Below are 18,165 nucleotides of genomic sequence, written 5' to 3'. Positions count from 1 at the left end.
ATCTGCGTCGCCTGTAAGCTTTCCGAATGGAAATAGGCAACCGACGATGAGGACCCCCGCCTTTGCAAAATGGGCACTCGAACGCATCCCTCATGTGAGACGACTTCGTCGCGACCTTCGCGCTGCGGAGCAAGAGGCGCGACGTCTTGGAGGGATCGTGTCCGAACAATATCGGCGCGACGGGGCCTCCGTTGTGCAACGGGGCGATCTTCGGCTGCTGCTCGACCCTTCCTCGCTGGTCGACAGGGAGATGTTGGACCATGGGGCTTGGGAGTCCACACAAATCGGCCTGATGATCGACGCGGCACGAGCCCTCAAAGACAACCCGCGGCGCAAACTGTTTATCGATGTCGGCGCATATTGGGGCCTGTACAGCCTCAAGATGTGGCGCCTGGGGGTGTTTGACGAGATACTTTGCTTCGAGCCGGACGCAAACAACTTCGCGCAGTTGGAAGCGCAGATGTTTCTCAACGGAGCCAGCTACGACATCAAGCGTATCAAGGCGGCCGTTCTGGACTCACCGGGCACTGCGAGATTGCAGCGCAGCACGTCGATTGCCGACGGCAATCGCGGCTCCGCTCTGATACAGGAATCCAGCGAAGGCTCCGAGCTCGTCCAGGTGGTCGCTTTGGACGAATTGCTGGATGTCAAAGATGCGATCCTGTTCGTCAAAATCGACGTGGAAGGAAGTGAGGCGCGGGTGCTTGCTGGAATGCGGCGGTTGCTCGCGGAGAACGATGTTTATCTGCAGGTCGAGGCTTTTCCTGGCTTCGAAGACCGATTGAAGGATTCCGTGCCGGATAGGCTTACGAAAGTGGCTCAACTTCATTGGGATCATATATTCTCCAACCTTCCGTCCTTGCCGTTGCAAAGTGCTTCGGCGTCTTCGCTACACCTCCTGCAAGGAAATCCTCTCACTCCGTGAGAAGCGATGGCCGGAGCGCCAGTGCGCGACCAAAGCGACAAGGGGAGATGGACGTCGCGAACCGTCCGTCGAAGCCGTCTCTGATTGCCGCTTGCGGGCGCTTTTTCCAGGCGCTCCATAATACCCTCAGGAAACTCCGCATTTTGCGTATGCAACAGTCCTGAAGCGACGGCCTGCCGTCCAATCCGAATTCTTTTTTAAGCGCGAGCTGATTTTCAGAATTCCATTTCTATCTAAGTCTATAAGTTAAGTGGACTTTAACCCCACGCTCTTGGCCAGAGCGGGCAATCGAGGGGTTTGCCCTCTGTTCAAAAGGATTAAATGCCATGAGAAAACTGATTTCCGCTGCCCTTGTCGGGCTTACTTTGGCGGCCACTTCCGCCGCAGCCCTTGCCGCCGATAAGAAAGTCGTCATCGCCTATCAGACCGGCGCCAACCCCTACAATCTCGGCATCGCCAATGGCGATCTTGCCAAGAAGACCGGCTGGGATATCGAATTCCGCCGCTTCAATTCCGGCGCCGACATTTTCGCGGCAATAGCATCCGGCGACGTCCAGATCGGCGATGTCGGATCGAGCCCGTTCGCCGCTGCCGTCAGCAGAGGCCTCGACGTGAAGGCGTTCTACATCTCCTCGGTCTCCCGTGACGGCGAAGCGCTCGTGGTGCGGCCCGATATCAAGTCGCCGGCCGACCTGCGCGGCAAGAAGCTTGCCGCAGCACCCGTATCGACCGACCACTATCAGCTTCTCGCCGTCCTCAAGCAGGAAGGCATTTCAGAGAAGGAAACCCAGGTCATCGCCATTCCGCAGCCCGAAATCGTCGCCGCCTGGAAGCGCGGTGACATTGATGGGGCCTTCGTCTGGGATCCGGCACTCTCCGAACTCAAGAAGGACGGCAAGGTCCTGCTCACCGCCGGCCAGGTCGCCGATCGTGGCGCGCCGACCTTCAGCGCACTGGTGGTGACCGGCGATTTCGCCAAGGACAATCCAGACTTCCTCGGCCAGTATGTCCGGCTGATCGACGGCTACAACACGGCCTATTTGAGCAACCCGGCCGCGTGGGGACCGGAGTCCGAAAGCGCCAAGCTGATTGCAAAATTGCAAGGTGGCACGGCGGCCGAGAATTCGGAGCAGTTGAAGACGACTGTGGTTCCGCCGCTCGACGAGCAGGTCTCCGACAAATGGCTGGGCGGTGGTGAGAAGGGCGCCGTTGCGAAAATCCTCAAGGACACCGCAGGCTTCCTGAAGGACCAGAAGAAGATCACCGCCATCAAGGACAGCTACGCCGCAGCCGCTGATCCGGAATATGCCGACGCTGCCAAGGCTTCGAACTAGAAATCCCCTGACGACATTCGGTTCTGGCTGGCGGAATTCCCGCCAGCCAGACTGCTTGGAGGCCACCATGCTTCGAATCCGCGATGCCAGCGTCACCTTCCCGGCCTCGGACGGCCAGGCCGTGCACGCGCTTGATCACGTCTCGCTCGACATCGCTCCCGATTCCATCGTTGTCGCGGTCGGCGCTTCCGGATGCGGCAAGTCGACATTGCTCAACGCGATCGCCGGCTTCCTGCCGCTTACCGAGGGCACGATCACACTGGACGGAAAAGAGATTGTCGCGCCCGGCGGCGATCGTGGCGTCGTCTTCCAGAAGGACACCTTGCTGCCCTGGGCCAATGTGCTGGACAATGTCGCGCTCGGCCTCAAATACCGGGGTGTGCGGCGCGGCGAACGCCATGAGCGATCAAGGCACCTGTTGGAACTGGTCGGGCTCGCCGATTTCGCTGAAAAGCCGCCCTATGAACTGTCCGGCGGCATGCGTCAGCGAGTCGGCATCGCGCGGGCGTTGGCCACCGATCCAAAAATCCTGCTGATGGACGAGCCGTTCGGCGCCCTCGACAGCCTGACGCGCGAGACGATGCAGCAGCTTCTGGCCTCGGTCTGGGCCAAGACCGGCAAGCAGATCCTGTTCATCACCCATTCGATCGAGGAAGCACTGACGCTCGGCACCACCATCGTCGTGATGTCGCCGAGGCCCGGCCGCATCGTTGCCCGGTTCGACGCCGACTTCGTTCGCGAGTTCGCCGAGAGTGGCGACATCGGGCCGATCCAGTCCCACCCGCGTTTCATCGAACTGCGGCAGGAAATCCGCTCGCTCATCCACCAGCCGGAAGCCGCCCGCACAGGAACCTTGCCCCGAACAGGAAACTTGCAATGACGCTTGCCGCCAACTCCCCGACTTCATTCCGGCTCTCAACGGCCCAGCGCAGACTGTCTGCTCCGCCGCGCCGGTCCGCATCGACAAGCACGCTCGGCATCAGCCTGGTCACGCTGGCGTCGCTGATTGCCTTGTGGTTCCTCGCCGCACATTTCGAATGGGCGTCGCCGCTGTTCCTGCCGTCACCGGCCGAGGTGCTGACCCAGTTCAGCGCTGTCTGGGTCGACGGTTATGCCAACGGCACGCTCCTCGAGCACACGCTGGCCAGCCTTGGCCGCATCGCCGCGGCGCTCGGCGTCGGCATTTTCCTGGGCATTCCGCTCGGCCTGCTGATGGGGCTCAACCGCTGGGTCAAGGGCATCTTCAGCGTTCCGATCGACCTCTACTGGGGCTTGCCGCCGCTGGCCTACCTGCCGCTGCTGATCATCTGGCTGGGCATCGGCGAGACCTCCAAGATCGTGCTGCTGTCGCTGTCGACCTTCGCCCCGATCTGCTTTGCCGCACAGGCCGGTGTCCGGTCCGTGCCCGCTGAACGGATCAACGCAGCACTTTCGCTTGGCGCCAGCCGCCTGCAACTGTTCACCAGCATCATCCTGCCGTCGGCATTGCCGGAAATCCTGACCGGCCTGAAGATTGCCATCGGCGCCGGCTTGTCGACGCTGGTCGCCGCCGAGCTGATCGCAGCCCAGTCAGGCCTTGGCTACATGATCATGTCGGCCGCCAATTTCCTCGCCACCGACGTCGTCTTCGTCGGCCTCATCGTCATCGCTGTGCTGGCCTTCGCCTTCACCAGCGGCATGCGCTGGCTGGAGCATCGCCTCATCCCCTGGAAGGGCAAGCTCTGACGCTTGCCGCCCCTCATCGCTGAAGGAACAATCCGATGTCCAGCAAGCCACTCGACCTCTACTGGTACCTGCCGACTCATGGCGACGGGCCGTATCTCGGCACTGACCAGCGGCACCGCCCGGCAAGCTTCGGATATCTCAAGGAGATCGCCCAGGCGGCCGACCGGCTTGGCTTCAAAGGCGTGCTCTTGCCCACCGGAACGAGCTGCGAGGACGCCTGGATCGTGGCGGCCGGGTTGATCCCGCTGACCGAGCGGCTGAAGTTCCTCGTCGCACTTCGGCCGGGCAGCGGAACACCGGCGCTGTTTGCGCGTCATGCGGCCACACTGGACCGCATCTCCGGCGGCCGCGTCCTGCTCAACGTCGTCACCGGTGCCGATCCTGCCGACCTCGCAGGCGACGGCAACAAGCTCAGCCATGACGAGCGCTACGCGCAGACCGACGAGTTCCTGACCATATGGCGGCGGATCCTTTCGGGTGAGCCGGCCGATTTCGAGGGCAAGTACCTGTCCGCGCACGGCACCGACATCTCCTTCCCGCCGGTCCAGAAACCCCACCCGCCACTTTGGTTCGGCGGCTCTTCCGACGCTGGCATTGCGATCGCCGCCAAGCATGTGGACGCCTATTTGAGCTGGGGCGAACCGGTGGACCAACTTGCCGAAAAGATCGACCGCGTCAGACAGGCAGCGGCAGCGCAAGGCCGCACGATCCGCTTCGGCCTTCGCATTCATCTGATCATACGCGAAACGGAGGACGAGGCCTGGGCCGCCGCTGACCGGCTGATCAGCCACGTCACCGACGACCTGATCGCCGAAGCGCAGAAGGGGTTTGTCCACATCTCTGAATCCGTTGGGCAGAAGCGCATGTCGGCGCTGCACCAGGGCCGGCGCGACAAATTGGTTGTCGGCCCGAACCTGTGGGCGGGACCTGGACTGGTGCGCGGCGGCGCCGGAACGGCGCTGGTCGGCAACCCCGACAATGTCGCCGCGCGCATTCGCGAGTATCAGGAGATCGGCATCGAAACGATCATCGCGTCCGCCTACCCACACCTGGAAGAGGCGTTCAACGTCGCCGAACTGCTGTTCCCCAAACTCGGGCTCAGCGGCGAAGCTGCACCCCAGGAGCGCAGCTGGGACGTCGAGTTCGGACGCCCCAAGGTCGCCGCGTCCGCTTCGTGACGTGCTGCCAGCGGAAAGGGAAGGCGTGCGCTATTTGACCTTGATGACGACCTTGCCCTTGGCGCGTCCTGTTTCGACGTAGGCCAGAGCCTCGTTGGTCGCTTCAAAGGGAAAGACCCTGTCGACAACCGGCCGGATCGCTCCGGATTCGATGAGCGACGTGATGTTGCCCAGCTGGTCGCCTTGCGCCCACATGAACAGGAACGAATACCCGACGCCCCGGCGCCTGGCTTTGGCCCGAATACCGCGGCTCAGCAGGCGCAGCACCAGTCTTAGCACTACGTTCAGCCCCTGCTTCCTGGCAAATTCGGGATCCGGCGGACCGGAAATGGAGATCAGCTTGCCACCCGGTTTCAGCACAGTCAGGGATTTTTCAAGCGTCTTGGCGTCCTGGCTATTCACCACGACGTCGTAGTCCGACAGGACCTTCTCGAAGTCATCTTTCCTGTAATCGACGACGACATCGGCGCCGAGACCCTTGACCAGATCGGTGCTTGCCGCGCTCGCCGTTGTCGCAACGGCCGCGCCTAGATGCTTTGCCAGCTGGATGGCGAATGTCCCGAAACCGCCGGAGCCAGCCTGGATGAAGACCTTTTGGCCCTTCTTCAAGCCTGCCCTCTCGATCAGCACCTGCCATGCAGTCAGGCCGACAAGGGGAATGGAAGCCGCTTCTTCCATGCTGAGGTTTTTGGGTTTCAGGGCCACGTCGGCCTCATCGATTGCGATGAACTCGGCGAATGTCCCGATCCGGCCATCGCGCGTCCGCGCATAGACATCGTCGCCGGGTTTGAATTTGCGGACCTTTGAGCCCACCCTGACGACCGTCCCTGCCACGTCGTGACCCAGGATGAAGGGCCGGCGATAGGGCAGGATAAGCTTGAACTCGCCGGTCTTGAGCTTGGAGTCCAGAAGGTTCACGCCTGCGGCATGGATCTCGACCAGGACATCATTGTCCAGCAGCTCCGGCTCCGGCATCTCGGCCAGCCGCAGAATGCCCTTCTTGTTATATTTATCGACAACGAATGCCTTCATGGCAGTGACTTTCTGAAAGTGTCTGTTGGTGTTCCTGGACGAAGCAAGCCACGCTTTTCCGCTGCAAAGCCGCCCTGTGGGGAGGCGTCATGCCTCTAGGAAAGAAACGGCTTTCGGGACGAAATCGGCGTAATTCTGGAAGATCCCGCCATGCCCGGCATCCGGGTAGATCACCAGTTGCGCCCCCGGAATACGCCGGGCGAGATCGTGGGTATTGCTGCTCGGTACCATTCTGTCCTGATCGCCATTCGCAACAAAAGCAGGAATGCGGATGGTGCTCAAATCTTGCGGCGTTTGCAGCCCATAGGCCTTGATCGCTTTCAGTTGCGCGCCGAACGCGCTCAGCGAAATCGCCTTGTCACGGTTGCTCTTGCGCTCTTTCAGCCGCTCCAGAAAGGCGTTCGCGGCACGACGGCCATTCGCCGTCCTTGTGAAGAAGAGATAGTATTTCGCATCCCGAAAAGTCAGCGCCCCCTTGATCATGTCCACGATCGTCAGCGGCGTCACCTTGTCGATGCCTTGACCGCCGGCCGGCCCGGTGCCGGTGAGGATGAGTTTACGCACAAGCCCGGGCTCGGTCAGCACAATCTCCTGCGCCACGAAGCCGCCAAGTGAAAAGCCGAAGAGGTCGACTTCTTCGAACCCCAACGCCCGGATGAAGGCGACGGCATCGCGCGCCATCCCGGAGATGGTTGACGGCGTTTTGCCAGCCGAAGCACCGATGCCTCTGTTGTCGAAGGCAATCACCCGCCGGGTCGCGGCGAGACCATCGACGATGCGTGGATCAAAATTGTCCAGCTGAGCGCCCAGATGGTTGAGGAGGATGACCGGCACGCCGGTCCTGGGCCCGAGTTCCCGGTAAACGAATGCCGTGCCGCCGACATCGACGGTGCGCGTTGGCGCATCCTGGAACGATAGCCGTGAATGGGACGACTGATTAACTATATGTGCCATGTTTGACACCTCCGTGCTGTGGCGCCTGACCAATTGTGTCGTGGTTGCCAGTCTCATCTGCGTGAACTCCTCGCTGTGGTTCAGACCGGCAGGCGGAACTGCTTGCGCAAGGTCTTGTCGAACATCTCCGCGGGGGCGAAGCGGCGCAGCATGCTGACTTGGCGCGCAGCCTTGCCCGCGGTATAGCGTCGCCGCGGACGGGCATCGGTCGCCGCCTTGACGACCACATCCGCCACCACTTCCGGCCGATCGGCTTTGGGCATGACATCGCGAAGTAGCGCTTCGACCCCGGCTCGGGCCTGATCGTATCTTTCAACACCGAATCCGGCTCAATGCCGTTCTGGTCGAAGACGGTACGCACGTATGCCGGCTCGATGATCGAGACGCGAATATTGAAGGCGCGCACCTCATGGTCGAGCGATTCCGAATAGCCCTCGAGCGCGTGCTTGACCGCCGAGTAATGCGCTGAGTATGGCGCGGGTACCAATCCCAGAATCGAGCCGATGTTGATGATCCGCCCTTGGCCGCGCCGCCGCATCGACGGCAACACAGCGTTGATCATGCGCATGACGCCGAACAGATTGACGTCGAACAGGGACTGCACCTGTGCGACCGAGGATTCCTCGGCACCGCCAAGCATGCCGACACCGGCATCGTTGACCAAAAGGTCGATCCGCCCGGTCTGCGCCAGCACGGTTGCAACGAGGGCGCTGACGGAGTCGCCATCGGTCACGTCGCATGTCAGCATGGACACCTGCGCCGGGCCGTTGCTTATCGCCCTACGGCTTGTCCCGAAGACGGTATATCCTGCCCGCGCCAGGGCTTCGGCTGTGGCGCGGCCGATGCCCGAAGAGGCTCCGGTAACGATCGCGGTTCTTCCTGAAAGGACACTCATTTGATACTCCAGATGCATGAGGGCTAGCTTTTTGCCATTGGTTGAATTACGATCATAATATCACATTACGTGCATAATGCAATAGCAGAAAGGAAACGCCGCCATGCGCTACGAAAAGGGCCGGAAGGACGCATCCCGCGATCGGATTGTGGAGGTCGCCGCCCAGCGTTTTAGGAGTGACGGCATCGCCGCGTCTGGACTGGCAACCATCATGGGCGACGCCGGGCTGACGAACGGAGCCTTCTACCCGCACTTCCAATCAAAGGCGGAGCTCATCCGCGAAAGCGTGGCAGCGGCCCTGGATGCCCAGTCGCAGCAAATTCAGGAGTTGTTGGCTTCGGGCGGTCCGGAAATGACCATTCAGGCGTATCTGTCGGCCGAGCACCGGGACAACCCGGACAAGGGCTGCGCGTCCGCCGCGCTGCTGCCGGAGATTGCGCGCCAGCCGCCTGAAACGCGCGAGGTCTATACCGAGCGCTTCCTGACCCAGGTGCGGCAGGTGTCTGCCGCGCTGCCGCAGGGCAAGGACCCGGAAGGCGTGGCGCTGGGTGTCTTTGCGACCCTCATCGGCGCGCTTCAGCTGGCCCGCGCGGCGGCAGGGACCGAATTGTCGGATCGCATCCTCGCGGCAGGAGCAGATGCCGCGCGCAGGCTGATCCAGCCGGATGGGAATGGGAAGGCATCCTAAAGTCGCTGGCGGCAACGGCTAAGGGCCCGGCATCATCGTGGGCCGCATTACAACAAGTTTGCCTCAAAAGGTGTCAGCGATTGCCTGCGCAGGGGCATCACCGAAAACAGGATGGCAGCAGGCGTTAGCATGATGAGAAACTTTTTCATGCGAAGGTGACCTGTTTCGACAAGGGCAGCGTGCGGATGCGCTTGCCGGTGAGCGCAAAGATGGCATTGGCCAGCGCGGGTGCCGCCGGCGGGGCGCCGATTTCGCAACCGCCCAAGAAAGCCCGACGCCGGCGCCGGTTACCGTCGATGCAGCCAAGGGGCTGCCTGAATGGGACAAGATCTACGCCGTGTTCTCGCATCCGCGTTGCGCCGACTGCCATGTCGCGGATGACCGCCCGCGCTGGTCCGGCGCGCACTACGGCGGCGTGCGCGTTCATGCCTTCAACGTCCAGCGCGGTGCTGACGGATCGGACTTCGGCAATCCGGGGCTGCGCTGCAATACATGCCATTTCGCCAGCAATTCCGAGGCATTGCACGGACCTCCCGGCGCCCCGAACTGGCGCCTAGCGCCAGCCGAGATGGCCTGGTTCGGCAAATCCTCGCCCGAAATCTGTGCTCAGATCAAGGATCCCGCGCGCAATGGAGGCCGCACCTTGGCTGATGTCGCGCTGCATGTCCGCGACGACAAACTGGTCGCATGGGGCTGGACGCCAGGTACGGATCGTGAGCCGGCGCCGGGCTCGGCCGAATCCACCTATCAGGCGATCGAAAGCTGGATGGCGGTGGGTGCGTCGTGTCCAGCGGCGCAATAAATCGGCAACCAAGTCTGGATCGACCCGAAACTCGGCGCATTGGGGATGGCAGAGGAGCGTCCCACCTCCTGGTGAAGCCATGGTGAAGCCACGCCAACGACAGCCCGGCGTGCGCCGCCTCGTCGGTATGGATAGCCGCCGGGGCACCCTACAGCCTGTGGCCAATTTTTTTAGACGGAAAGGAGCTTGCGAGCTCCGGATACGCGTGGAGCTGACCAAAGCAGACTTATCCCTCACAGGCAGTCCACTCCCTATCCGTCATGACGCCACTTCGTCCTAACGCGGCGGGATCAGCTTGGGCGCGGCATCTTTGCCAGCCGCAAGGATCCGATCCGACAATTCGGTCCCCTCCACAGCTCGTGCCTGCTGGAGCGCGCCAATAGGGGCTGTTTTCGAATGACAGCTATTGGCCGAAGCAACTGTAGGTATGTGTCAGCCACCGCCACGAACGAAATTTTAATGTAAATGAAGCGTAATCCCGGCGATTAAAATGATGCGTATGTGTTGGGGTTGCGCATGCCGGAATATTCTTTCTTCATCCGTTCGATCCGCATCCGCTATCTCTCGGGATTGCTGATTTTCGCGTTGGCTTCCGCCGCCGTGATGTTTGCGCTGAACCGCGTGAATTCCTTCCGTCACGACATCGATGCGCTGAGCGGCAACCTCGTCATCTTCACCCGCGACCTGCGCAACGCCACCAGCTTCGCCGAGACGACCGGCACCACCTGGCGGGCGGAGACACGCGATGGGCTGGCCGCATCGGCGCGCGGCCATTCAGAACGCCTGACCGGCGAGATCGAAACGCTCACCGCCCAGATTGCCGCGATCAAGCCGCGCCTCTCCAGCAAAACCGTCAACGAACTCGAATCCGCCTCCGTCAACGGCGATCTGTTCTGGTCGACACGCGACATGGTGCGCAACTTCAACCTGATGTCGGTGGCGCAGAAGGCCGATGAATGGAGCTATCGCGAGATCCGCAACCAGAACGATCTGTTTGCCCAGCCGATGCTGGTCCGCGTCCGCACCGCCATGGACGACGAGCGCCATATGGCTGATGCCTCCGGCGACCGCTTGCTGTTGTGGGCGAGCGGGCTTTTGTTCGCCGTGCTTGCCGTCTCTGCCCTGTGGATTTTCCGGCCGATGGAAAAGGCGATCCGCCGCGCCTTTGCCGAATCCGCCGAATCCCTGTTCAAGGCCGAGGCCGCCGATCGCGCCAAATCGGAATTTCTGGCCAATATGAGCCATGAGATCCGCACGCCGATGAACGGCGTGCTGGGCATGGCCGAGCTGCTCGCCAAGACCGAACTGACGCCGCGCCAGAAGACCTTCACCGATGTCATCGTCAAATCCGGCAACGCGCTGCTCACCATCATCAACGACATCCTCGATTTCTCGAAGATCAACGCCGGCCAGCTGACGCTCGACCCGGCCCCTTTCCGCCTTGCTGAAGCGGTCGAGGATGTCGCCACCCTGGTGTCGGCGCGCGTCGCCGAGAAGAACCTCGAGCTGATCGTGCGTGTCGACCCGCGCCTGCCGGCCTTTGTCGTCGGCGACGCCGGACGGTTCCGGCAGATCGTCACCAATCTGCTCGGCAATGCGGTGAAGTTCACCGAAAAGGGCCATGTGCTGATCGATGTCGGCGGCGAAATCGTCGCCGGCCTGGTCCAGCTCAAAGTGCGCGTCGAAGACACCGGCATCGGCATTCCGGCCGAGAAGCTGCAGAACGTGTTCGAAAAATTCGCTCAGGTCGACGGCTCGTCGACGCGCCGCCATGAAGGCACTGGCCTCGGCCTCGCCATCGCCGCCCGCCTCGTCGATCTGATGGGCGGCAAGATCGGCGTCGAAAGCGAGATCGGCCGTGGCTCTGTCTTCTGGTTCGCCGTGCCGGTGCCCTCGCATCAACAGGATGCACGCGACGAGATCGTGCCGGTCGACGTCACCGGCGCCCGCGTGCTGGTCATCGACGACAATCCGGTCAACCGCGAGATCCTGCTCGAGCAGCTGCGAAGCTGGAGCTTCGACTGCGCGGCCGCCGAAAGCGGCGCCGTCGGCTTGGCCTTCCTCGATCGCGCCAACCAGTTGGGCGCCGCGGTCGACTGCATCATCCTCGACTACCAGATGCCCGGCATGAACGGCGCCGATGTCGCCAGAGCCATTGCCTCGGACAGCCGCCTGTCCGCCATTCCGGTCGTGCTGCTAACCTCGGTCGACCAGATCGATTTCGGCAGGATGGTCATCGATTTCGGCATCGCCGCGCATCTGACCAAGCCGGCCCGCTCGGCCATCCTGCTCGGCACCGTCATATCGGTCATCCAGAGGGCCCGCGCCCAGGTCGGCAAGGCACAGTTCGTTCGCGAACCGGTCATCCCCCAGGTAGCGCCGCCTGCCTTTACCGTCATCCGCGGGCCGGCAATGCCGGCATCGGTCGCACCGGAATCGACCGCCACGCCGAACGGACCCATCGATATCCTCATTGCCGAGGACAATGACGTGAACCAGCTGGTCTTCGGCCAGATCCTCAACGGTCTCGGCCTGAGCTACCGCATCGCCGGCAACGGCCGCACGGCGGTCGAGATGTATCGAGCGCTTCGCCCCAAGCTGGTGCTGATGGACGTCTCCATGCCGGAGATGAACGGCTACGAGGCGACCCGCGCCATCAGGGCGATCGAGGCCACGACTGGCAGCCACACACCGATCATCGGCGTCACCGCGCACGCGCTGAAGGGCGATCGCGACAAATGCATCGAAGCCGGCATGGACGATTATCTGCCCAAGCCGGTTTCGCCCGATCGCCTCGGCAGCAAGATCGGCACCTGGCTCAGCGAGACGGTGGTGGCGAAGACGGCATAGCCCGTCAGCGCAGCCGGCCGATCGGGATGATCTCCGGCGATGTCGGACCATAGGGCTCGCCAAGCCAGCTGCCGAGCCATTTCTCGACGGTCAGGCCCGCCTCATCGATCAAACCGGCAAGTTCTTCCTTTGCCGGGAACGCGATTCTCGATTCGGCGCTCAGAATCTCTTTGCGGCCCAAAATGTCATATTGGGTCGAATAGGTGACGACGCCGGTGGTGGCATCGCGCCGGACATCGTTCCATGCCTTGATCGTGCCCAGTCCGACATGATCCAGCATCCGGTGCGATCGTTCTGGCGTCCATTCCAGCCATTCCTCGACCGCGGGATTGCGCGTGTCGAAGATGAAGCGGCCGCCGGGAACAAGATGCGCCGCGATGGTGCCAATCACCGCCTCGCGATCTCCCATCGTGAGAAACACCTGGAACGCATGCCCGGTCAAAAGCACCAGGTCGAAGCGCCGTCCGAGCCGTACATTTCGCGCATCGGCCTCGACCCAGTCGACGCTGTCGCCACCCGCTCTGCGGCGCGCAATATCGAGCATTGCCGAGGCGGGATCGACGCCGGTGACGCTGCGCCCATCGGCAAGTGCCGCGGCCAGTTGCCCGGTGCCGCAGCCGAGATCGAGAACCGAGCGAGCACCTTGGGCGAAGCGGACGCAATAGTCGAAATCAACGCCGCGCTCGTTTTCGATGTCGTAGAACTGGACGAGGTCGGGGTCGCTGTAGAGGCGGTCGGTCATGGCAACCTATAGCTGGAATCTTTGCCGGCACTGCCGACGCCGGAGGATAATTTTAGCGGTCATCTGCAACGCGCCTTCGGAAGCTCTACCGATTGCGCACAACAATACACGCACCGCCGATGCTCTGCAGTTTCTGGCAGATGACGTTGGCGGCGGCGCGATCGTCGACGCCGATGCGAACCGCATAGATGCCGCGCCGGCCGATCGGCGTGCGCACCCGGCTGACGACAGGATCATGGCCGCCAAGCAGAGCCGGAAACCGGCTCCTGACCCTGATCCATTGATTGATCGCCGCCCCGCGGCGGAAATTGCCGGCGACCTGGACGCCCCACGGCTTGATGTTGATCGACGCCATCGCCACGGTCGAGGACATGATCACCGGCAGCTTGCGGCAGGCGACGGCGAAGGGGGCTTTCTTGTCGAGCGGCTGGATGGTGCCGGCATAAGCGGTGTCGGTGAACTTGTCGGCCGGCTCGCCCATAATGTCGAAGACATAGCTCTCGGTCTCCATCGGCAGAAAGCCGCCGGTATCAAGCCAGCGCGACACCCGGCTCTCACCGGCATTGTAGGCGGCAGCCGCCAGGCCGAGATTGCCGAAACCGGTTTTCATTTCAGCGAGGTATTTCGCCGAAGCCGGGATCGCCTGAGCAATGTCGAAGGAATTGGCGAGGCCACGCATCTTGGCGGTGCCCGGCATGAACTGGGCAATGCCCTCGGCGCCAACTGGGCTGACCGCGTTCGGATCGAAGCGGCTCTCCTTCCAGATCAGCCGGGCGAAGAAGTCCCTTGGCAGGCCGTTCTGGTCGGCCTGGGTCTCGATCAGGTCGCAGACCCGGCCGATCAATCTTTTGGCGGCGGATTGCGGTGGATCGGCCTGAACGGCTGTCACCCAGCCCAGGGCGCAGAGCAAAACCAGCGTTACCGTGAGGAAACGCTGCATCCCTTACTCCGCTGCGGCCTTGCCGTGTTGCCCAAACCGCTGCTCGATATAGTCGGCAACCATCTTCTCGAAGTCGGCGGCGATCGACGGGCCGCGCAGCGTCGCTGCCTTCTTGCCGTCGACGAATACCGGCGCCGTCGGCGTCTCGCCGGTGCCGGGCAGCGAAATGCCGATATCGGCGTGCTTGGATTCGCCGGGGCCGTTGACGATGCAGCCCATCACCGCGACCTTGAGGTTTTCGACGCCTGGGTATTTTTCGCGCCACGCAGGCATGTTCTTGCGCAAATCGGCCTGGATGTTCTGCGCCAGTTCCTGGAACACGGTCGAGGTCGTGCGGCCGCAGCCGGGACAGGCGGCAACGATCGGCACGAACTGCCTGAAACCCATGGTCTGCAAAAGCTCCTGCGACACCTGCACCTCGCGCGTGCGGTCGCCATTCGGCTCCGGCGTCAGCGAGATACGGATGGTATCGCCAATACCTTGCTGCAAAAGGATGCCCATGGCGGCCGACGAGGCGACGATGCCTTTCGAGCCCATGCCGGCCTCGGTCAGGCCAAGATGCAGCGCGTGGTTGGAGCGGGTGGCGAGCTCGGTGTAGACGGCGATCAAATCCTGCACGCCACTGACCTTGGCCGACAGGATGATTTTTTCGCGGCCAAGGCCGATTTCTTCCGCCATCTCGGCCGACAGGATCGCCGACTGCACGATCGCCTCGCGCGTGACTTCCTGCGCGGTCAGCGGAAAACCCTTAGCCTGGTTGTCGTCCATCAGCCGGGTCAGCAACTCCTGGTCGAGCGAGCCCCAATTGACGCCGATGCGCACCGGCTTGTCGTGTTTGATCGCCATCTCGACAATCGCCGCGAACTGCCGGTCCTTCTTGTCCTTGAAGCCGACATTGCCCGGATTGATGCGATATTTGGCCAGCGCTTCTGCGCAGGCCGGATGGTCGGCCAGGAGCTTGTGGCCGATATAGTGAAAATCGCCGACCAGCGGCACGTTGATGCCGAGCCGCTGCAAGCGATCGCGAATGGCCGGCACGGCGGCCGCGCTCTCGTCGCGATCGACGGTGATGCGCACGATCTCGGAGCCGGCGCGATGCAGCGCCGCAACTTGCGCGACCGTCTGGTCGATATCGGCGGTGTCGGTGTTGGTCATCGACTGCACGACGACCGGTGCACCGCCGCCGACGATCACACCGCCGACATCGACGCCGACCGATGTCCGGCGCGCGAAGGGAGAAGAGAAATATCCGGTCATGGCCGGCCGCCTTTTATCTCTGGAGCGACGTGCGTCCACGTCGACGCCAAAGACGCTCCAACAGTTGTCCGCGCATCGCGCCGAGGTCCGGGCATGAGGTGGAGGAGCAAAGATGGCTTGTCAATGGCGACAGGTCGCCACTGGGCGATCAAATCGCTCACGCAATCATGGCAGGAACCGCATTGCGGGGTGCCGCCAGAAGCATCGATTTCGGAAATTTGCTGCCAAACACAGCCACTTCCGGCGACAGCACTTGCCGCCGGCAAGACAATTCACCGCGTGAAGCGGCTATCTCAGCTGTGGAGCGTCAATGTGTCGTCGGTTTCGTCGCTTTCAGTTTTTCAATCTCGTCCTTGAGTGCCAGCTTGCGCCGCTTGAGATTCACGATTTCGAGGTCGTCGACCGATGGATGGTTCATTGCATCATCGATTTCGCGTTCGATGTCGCCGTGTTTCCGCTGCAACTCATCAAGATGGGAAGCAAGAGACATGATTGGTTCTCCCTTTCATGGTTTTCCTCGATTGCAGCCGCCAAGGCGTCCACCGCAGGCTCGCTTCTGTGACGGCACGGTGACAGTCTGCCACCATCCGGCATTGATGTCGAATGCTGCGTGGTAGCATTCCACGACAATGTGAAATGTGATATGGGCTGCGCGCCGGCTAGCAAAATGATGCCGGTCCCGCCTAATCAGGCCCATTTTGGGCGCCGCAGACGTGCAGACGGTAGATAATGTCCGACCAGGAACAGGCTGATGTCCGCCTCGAATATTCTCGGCTGAAGCAAGAACACGCCGATTTCGATGCGGCCATCAATGCGATGATCGCCATGGGCTGTGATCCCCTTCAGATCCAGCGCATGAAGAAGAAGAAGCTGTTCCTGAAGGACCGGCTGATGGCGCTGGAAGACAAGATCATCCCAGACATCATTGCCTGAACGGCGCTTGCCGGCTGCGCCCGAACAAGGGGGCTATCCGGCGATCGAAAGCTTCCTTGCGCGTTCACGCAACAGGGTGATGAGCTCGCCGGTCTTCTCCTTTGAGGTATCGATCGGAACCACCAGGCACATCGTCGCCTCGACCTTGCCGGACACCGAAAGCACAGGCGCGGCCAGGCATTTGGTGTAGGCGTCAACGAGGCCTGACGTGACGCAATAGCCTGTGGTCTCGGCGACGGCGATATCGGCGATAAAATCGTCCAGCTTCAGCTTGCGGCCATCCGGCAGCACGAGGTCGTCTTCGGACACCATGCCTTCGATCACGGCTCGCTCAAAACCCGCCAGCAGCAGTCGCCCCGAAGCGGTCCAGGGGAGCGGTATCTGCAACCCTGTCGCCGAGCTGATGCGGAACGGCCTGGTGCCCGGGCTTGAGTGGACGATCGTGTAGCGGCCGCTTTGCAGCATGCACAATTCGGAGGTCTCGCCGGTCTCGCGCGACAGATTGTCGACCTCCTGGCGCCCTCGCCTGAGCAGGTCGTTGCCCCTCACATAATCCATTCCGTAGAGATAAAGCTTCTTGCCGAAATAGACGCGATTACCGTCGCCGGCCAATTCCAGCAGGCCGGCATCGACCAGCGAGCGCACCAGCGTATAGGTCGTCGAGCGCGGCGCGTTCACGCCCTTGGCGAGGTCGCCGATACCGATGGCGCGCTGGGTCGTGTGCAGGAACTGCAGAATCTGCAGCACCCGGGTGAGGCCCTTCTCGCGGGAGCCTGAAACCCTGTCTTCGTCCTGACCGATATCCGAAACGGCTGCCAAGCCATTGCCATCTTGCATTGTCGATTCCTGGTGTTAGTATCTGTCTTGTATAGGATACATGTGTCTTTTGTAAGAGACAAATCGCGAAATCAACAGACGCATGTGTCTGAAAAAGGGGAATACACACGAAAAGGAGGTCGCAGTGAACGACACATCCAAGAGACGTGATTTTCTGAAACTGGGAATGGCCGGGCTGGCAACGGCCGGCGTGATGAGCGCGGCAACCGCGGTCGATGTCAAGAAAGCGGCTGCCCAGGCAGCACCCGACAGCCTCCTGCGCACCGTTCTCGATCGCGGCAAGGTGATCGTCGGCACCGGCAGCACCAACGCACCCTGGCATTTTGAGAACGATGCCGGCGAACTCGTCGGCATGGACATCACCATGGGGCACATTCTCGCCAAGGGGCTTTTTGACGACCCGACCAAGGTCGAGTTCGTCATGCAGGACCCGGCGCAGCGGATTCCGAATGTCACCACCAACAAGGTCGACATCACCATCCAGTTCATGACCATGACCGCCCAACGCTCGCAGTTGATCAATTTTTCCCGGCCCTACTATGTCGAGGGCGTCGCGCTGCTGACGCTTCCGACCGCCGAGAACAAGACATTCGACAAGCTGCTCGCCGGCGGTTCGGCGACACGGATTTCCATCCTGCAGAACGTCGATGCCGAGCAGAATGTCCATCTCGTCCTGCCACAGTCGCAGGTGATGCAGATCGACACACAGGCCAACGTGCTGCAGGCACTGGAATCGAAGCGCGTCGACGCTGCCGCCGTCGATCTCTCGACGGTCCGCTGGCTCGCCTCGCGCAATCCCGACAAGTACTTCGACGCCGGCAAGAGCTGGTTCTCGATGCTCTATGGAGCGGCACTCCGGCAGGGCGATCTCGACTGGCTGACCTTCGTCAACACGACCTTCGCGACCGCCATGTTCGGTCATGAAACGGCGCTCTACGACGCGGCATTCAAGGACTATTTCGGGCTGGAGCCGCCGGCGCGGCATCCCGGTTTTCCGGTCATCTGACAAAAGCCGGCGGAGGGGCAAGCAAACGCCCTTCCGCCTCCTTCTCCTCGACAGCGTGATGCCATGC

General features: G+C 61.9%; 17 protein-coding genes and 1 pseudogene. 10 read left to right on the top strand and 8 right to left on the bottom strand.

Features of this window, described 5'->3' with window-relative positions:
• Window positions 1-157: 157 nt before the first annotated feature.
• The 5 genes from AC1DVW_RS19025 (at window position 158) to ssuD (ending at window position 5,162) form a co-directional block, all read left to right on the top strand.
• Window positions 158-925 (top strand): FkbM family methyltransferase, encoded by a 768-nt coding sequence (locus AC1DVW_RS19025; RefSeq protein WP_477325073.1) that lies wholly within the window; start codon window positions 158-160, stop codon window positions 923-925.
• Window positions 926-1,251: 326 nt separating this feature from the next.
• Entirely contained in the window at window positions 1,252-2,259 is a 1,008-nt protein-coding gene (tauA, locus tag AC1DVW_RS19020; RefSeq protein ID WP_477325071.1) for a taurine ABC transporter substrate-binding protein, read from the top strand.
• 67 nt (window positions 2,260-2,326) lie between these two features.
• On the top strand, window positions 2,327-3,139 hold the full coding sequence (locus AC1DVW_RS19015; protein ID WP_477325069.1) for a taurine ABC transporter ATP-binding protein: 813 nt from the start codon (window positions 2,327-2,329) through the stop codon (window positions 3,137-3,139).
• Window positions 3,136-3,984 carry an ABC transporter permease subunit gene (locus tag AC1DVW_RS19010; protein WP_477325067.1) on the top strand — a complete coding sequence of 283 codons (849 nt, stop codon included), beginning with the start codon at window positions 3,136-3,138 and terminating at the stop codon, window positions 3,982-3,984. Before AC1DVW_RS19015 ends, AC1DVW_RS19010 begins: the two co-directional genes overlap by 4 nt.
• Before the next feature lie 35 nt (window positions 3,985-4,019).
• The gene (gene ssuD, locus AC1DVW_RS19005) at window positions 4,020-5,162 is read left to right on the top strand and encodes an FMNH2-dependent alkanesulfonate monooxygenase (protein ID WP_477325065.1); all 1,143 of its coding nucleotides are present in this window, start codon (window positions 4,020-4,022) and stop codon (window positions 5,160-5,162) included.
• Window positions 5,163-5,192: 30 nt separating this feature from the next.
• Here ssuD and AC1DVW_RS19000 read toward each other — a convergent pair whose 3' ends face one another.
• The 3 genes and pseudogenes from AC1DVW_RS19000 to AC1DVW_RS18990 all read right to left on the bottom strand — a co-directional run bounded on the left by AC1DVW_RS19000 (window position 5,193) and on the right by AC1DVW_RS18990 (window position 8,043).
• Complete coding sequence (locus AC1DVW_RS19000) at window positions 5,193-6,194, bottom strand: NADP-dependent oxidoreductase (RefSeq protein WP_477325063.1); 1,002 nt, start codon at window positions 6,192-6,194, stop codon at window positions 5,193-5,195.
• A gap of 87 nt (window positions 6,195-6,281) precedes the next feature.
• Window positions 6,282-7,148 (bottom strand): alpha/beta fold hydrolase, encoded by an 867-nt coding sequence (locus AC1DVW_RS18995; RefSeq protein ID WP_477325339.1) that lies wholly within the window; start codon window positions 7,146-7,148, stop codon window positions 6,282-6,284.
• A gap of 80 nt (window positions 7,149-7,228) precedes the next feature.
• A pseudogene (locus tag AC1DVW_RS18990) lies at window positions 7,229-8,043 on the bottom strand (oxidoreductase).
• Window positions 8,044-8,146: 103 nt separating this feature from the next.
• On the opposite strand from AC1DVW_RS18990, the gene AC1DVW_RS18985 reads away from it, so the two are divergent.
• The 3 genes from AC1DVW_RS18985 (at window position 8,147) to AC1DVW_RS18975 (ending at window position 12,383) form a co-directional block, all read left to right on the top strand.
• Window positions 8,147-8,731: a TetR/AcrR family transcriptional regulator gene (locus tag AC1DVW_RS18985; RefSeq protein WP_477325061.1), complete on the top strand. Its 585-nt coding sequence runs from the start codon at window positions 8,147-8,149 to the stop codon at window positions 8,729-8,731.
• Between the two features lie 337 nt (window positions 8,732-9,068).
• Window positions 9,069-9,533: a hypothetical protein gene (locus AC1DVW_RS18980; protein WP_477325059.1), complete on the top strand. Its 465-nt coding sequence runs from the start codon at window positions 9,069-9,071 to the stop codon at window positions 9,531-9,533.
• 516 nt (window positions 9,534-10,049) lie between these two features.
• Window positions 10,050-12,383, top strand: a complete 2,334-nt coding sequence (locus AC1DVW_RS18975) for a response regulator (RefSeq protein ID WP_477325057.1) — start codon at window positions 10,050-10,052, stop codon at window positions 12,381-12,383.
• A gap of 4 nt (window positions 12,384-12,387) precedes the next feature.
• On the opposite strand, the gene AC1DVW_RS18970 is transcribed toward AC1DVW_RS18975, so the two are convergent.
• From AC1DVW_RS18970 to AC1DVW_RS18955, 4 genes are all read right to left on the bottom strand, one after another.
• On the bottom strand, window positions 12,388-13,125 hold the full coding sequence (locus AC1DVW_RS18970; RefSeq protein ID WP_477270747.1) for a class I SAM-dependent methyltransferase: 738 nt from the start codon (window positions 13,123-13,125) through the stop codon (window positions 12,388-12,390).
• Window positions 13,126-13,210: 85 nt separating this feature from the next.
• Window positions 13,211-14,065, bottom strand: coding sequence for a transglycosylase SLT domain-containing protein (locus AC1DVW_RS18965; RefSeq protein ID WP_477325055.1), 855 nt, complete (start codon window positions 14,063-14,065; stop codon window positions 13,211-13,213).
• A 3-nt stretch (window positions 14,066-14,068) separates the two neighbouring features.
• Entirely contained in the window at window positions 14,069-15,322 is a 1,254-nt protein-coding gene (gene ispG, locus AC1DVW_RS18960) for a flavodoxin-dependent (E)-4-hydroxy-3-methylbut-2-enyl-diphosphate synthase (protein ID WP_477325053.1), read from the bottom strand.
• A gap of 307 nt (window positions 15,323-15,629) precedes the next feature.
• Window positions 15,630-15,812 (bottom strand): YdcH family protein, encoded by a 183-nt coding sequence (locus AC1DVW_RS18955; RefSeq protein ID WP_477246239.1) that lies wholly within the window; start codon window positions 15,810-15,812, stop codon window positions 15,630-15,632.
• Between the two features lie 239 nt (window positions 15,813-16,051).
• Between AC1DVW_RS18955 and AC1DVW_RS18950 the strand changes: the two genes are divergently transcribed.
• Window positions 16,052-16,255: a YdcH family protein gene (locus tag AC1DVW_RS18950; RefSeq protein WP_477246237.1), complete on the top strand. Its 204-nt coding sequence runs from the start codon at window positions 16,052-16,054 to the stop codon at window positions 16,253-16,255.
• Window positions 16,256-16,288: 33 nt separating this feature from the next.
• Here AC1DVW_RS18950 and AC1DVW_RS18945 read toward each other — a convergent pair whose 3' ends face one another.
• Entirely contained in the window at window positions 16,289-17,092 is an 804-nt protein-coding gene (locus AC1DVW_RS18945) for an IclR family transcriptional regulator (RefSeq protein ID WP_477325051.1), read from the bottom strand.
• 124 nt (window positions 17,093-17,216) lie between these two features.
• Here AC1DVW_RS18945 and AC1DVW_RS18940 point away from each other — a divergent pair, with 124 nt between their 5' ends.
• Complete coding sequence (locus AC1DVW_RS18940; RefSeq protein ID WP_477246234.1) at window positions 17,217-18,098, top strand: transporter substrate-binding domain-containing protein; 882 nt, start codon at window positions 17,217-17,219, stop codon at window positions 18,096-18,098.
• Window positions 18,099-18,165: the final 67 nt, after the last annotated feature.

The sequence above is a fragment of the Mesorhizobium sp. P3_B5 genome (genome assembly GCF_056402815.1).
The sequence above is the reverse complement of the archived record's forward strand: the minus strand, read 5'-3'. Positions and strand labels throughout refer to the sequence as shown.

Coding starts and splice junctions, on each gene's coding strand:
- AC1DVW_RS18985 (WP_477325061.1), top strand. CDS start 8,147: ATGCGCTACGAAAAGGGCCGGAAGGACGCATCCCGCGATCGGATTGTG.
- AC1DVW_RS18975 (WP_477325057.1), top strand. CDS start 10,050: ATGCCGGAATATTCTTTCTTCATCCGTTCGATCCGCATCCGCTATCTC.
- AC1DVW_RS18955 (WP_477246239.1), bottom strand. CDS start 15,812: ATGTCTCTTGCTTCCCATCTTGATGAGTTGCAGCGGAAACACGGCGAC.
- tauA (WP_477325071.1), top strand. CDS start 1,252: ATGAGAAAACTGATTTCCGCTGCCCTTGTCGGGCTTACTTTGGCGGCC.
- AC1DVW_RS19015 (WP_477325069.1), top strand. CDS start 2,327: ATGCTTCGAATCCGCGATGCCAGCGTCACCTTCCCGGCCTCGGACGGC.
- AC1DVW_RS18995 (WP_477325339.1), bottom strand. CDS start 7,148: ATGGCACATATAGTTAATCAGTCGTCCCATTCACGGCTATCGTTCCAG.
- ispG (WP_477325053.1), bottom strand. CDS start 15,322: ATGACCGGATATTTCTCTTCTCCCTTCGCGCGCCGGACATCGGTCGGC.
- AC1DVW_RS18965 (WP_477325055.1), bottom strand. CDS start 14,065: ATGCAGCGTTTCCTCACGGTAACGCTGGTTTTGCTCTGCGCCCTGGGC.
- AC1DVW_RS19000 (WP_477325063.1), bottom strand. CDS start 6,194: ATGAAGGCATTCGTTGTCGATAAATATAACAAGAAGGGCATTCTGCGG.
- AC1DVW_RS18950 (WP_477246237.1), top strand. CDS start 16,052: ATGTCCGACCAGGAACAGGCTGATGTCCGCCTCGAATATTCTCGGCTG.
- AC1DVW_RS18970 (WP_477270747.1), bottom strand. CDS start 13,125: ATGACCGACCGCCTCTACAGCGACCCCGACCTCGTCCAGTTCTACGAC.
- AC1DVW_RS18945 (WP_477325051.1), bottom strand. CDS start 17,092: ATGCAAGATGGCAATGGCTTGGCAGCCGTTTCGGATATCGGTCAGGAC.
- ssuD (WP_477325065.1), top strand. CDS start 4,020: ATGTCCAGCAAGCCACTCGACCTCTACTGGTACCTGCCGACTCATGGC.
- AC1DVW_RS19010 (WP_477325067.1), top strand. CDS start 3,136: ATGACGCTTGCCGCCAACTCCCCGACTTCATTCCGGCTCTCAACGGCC.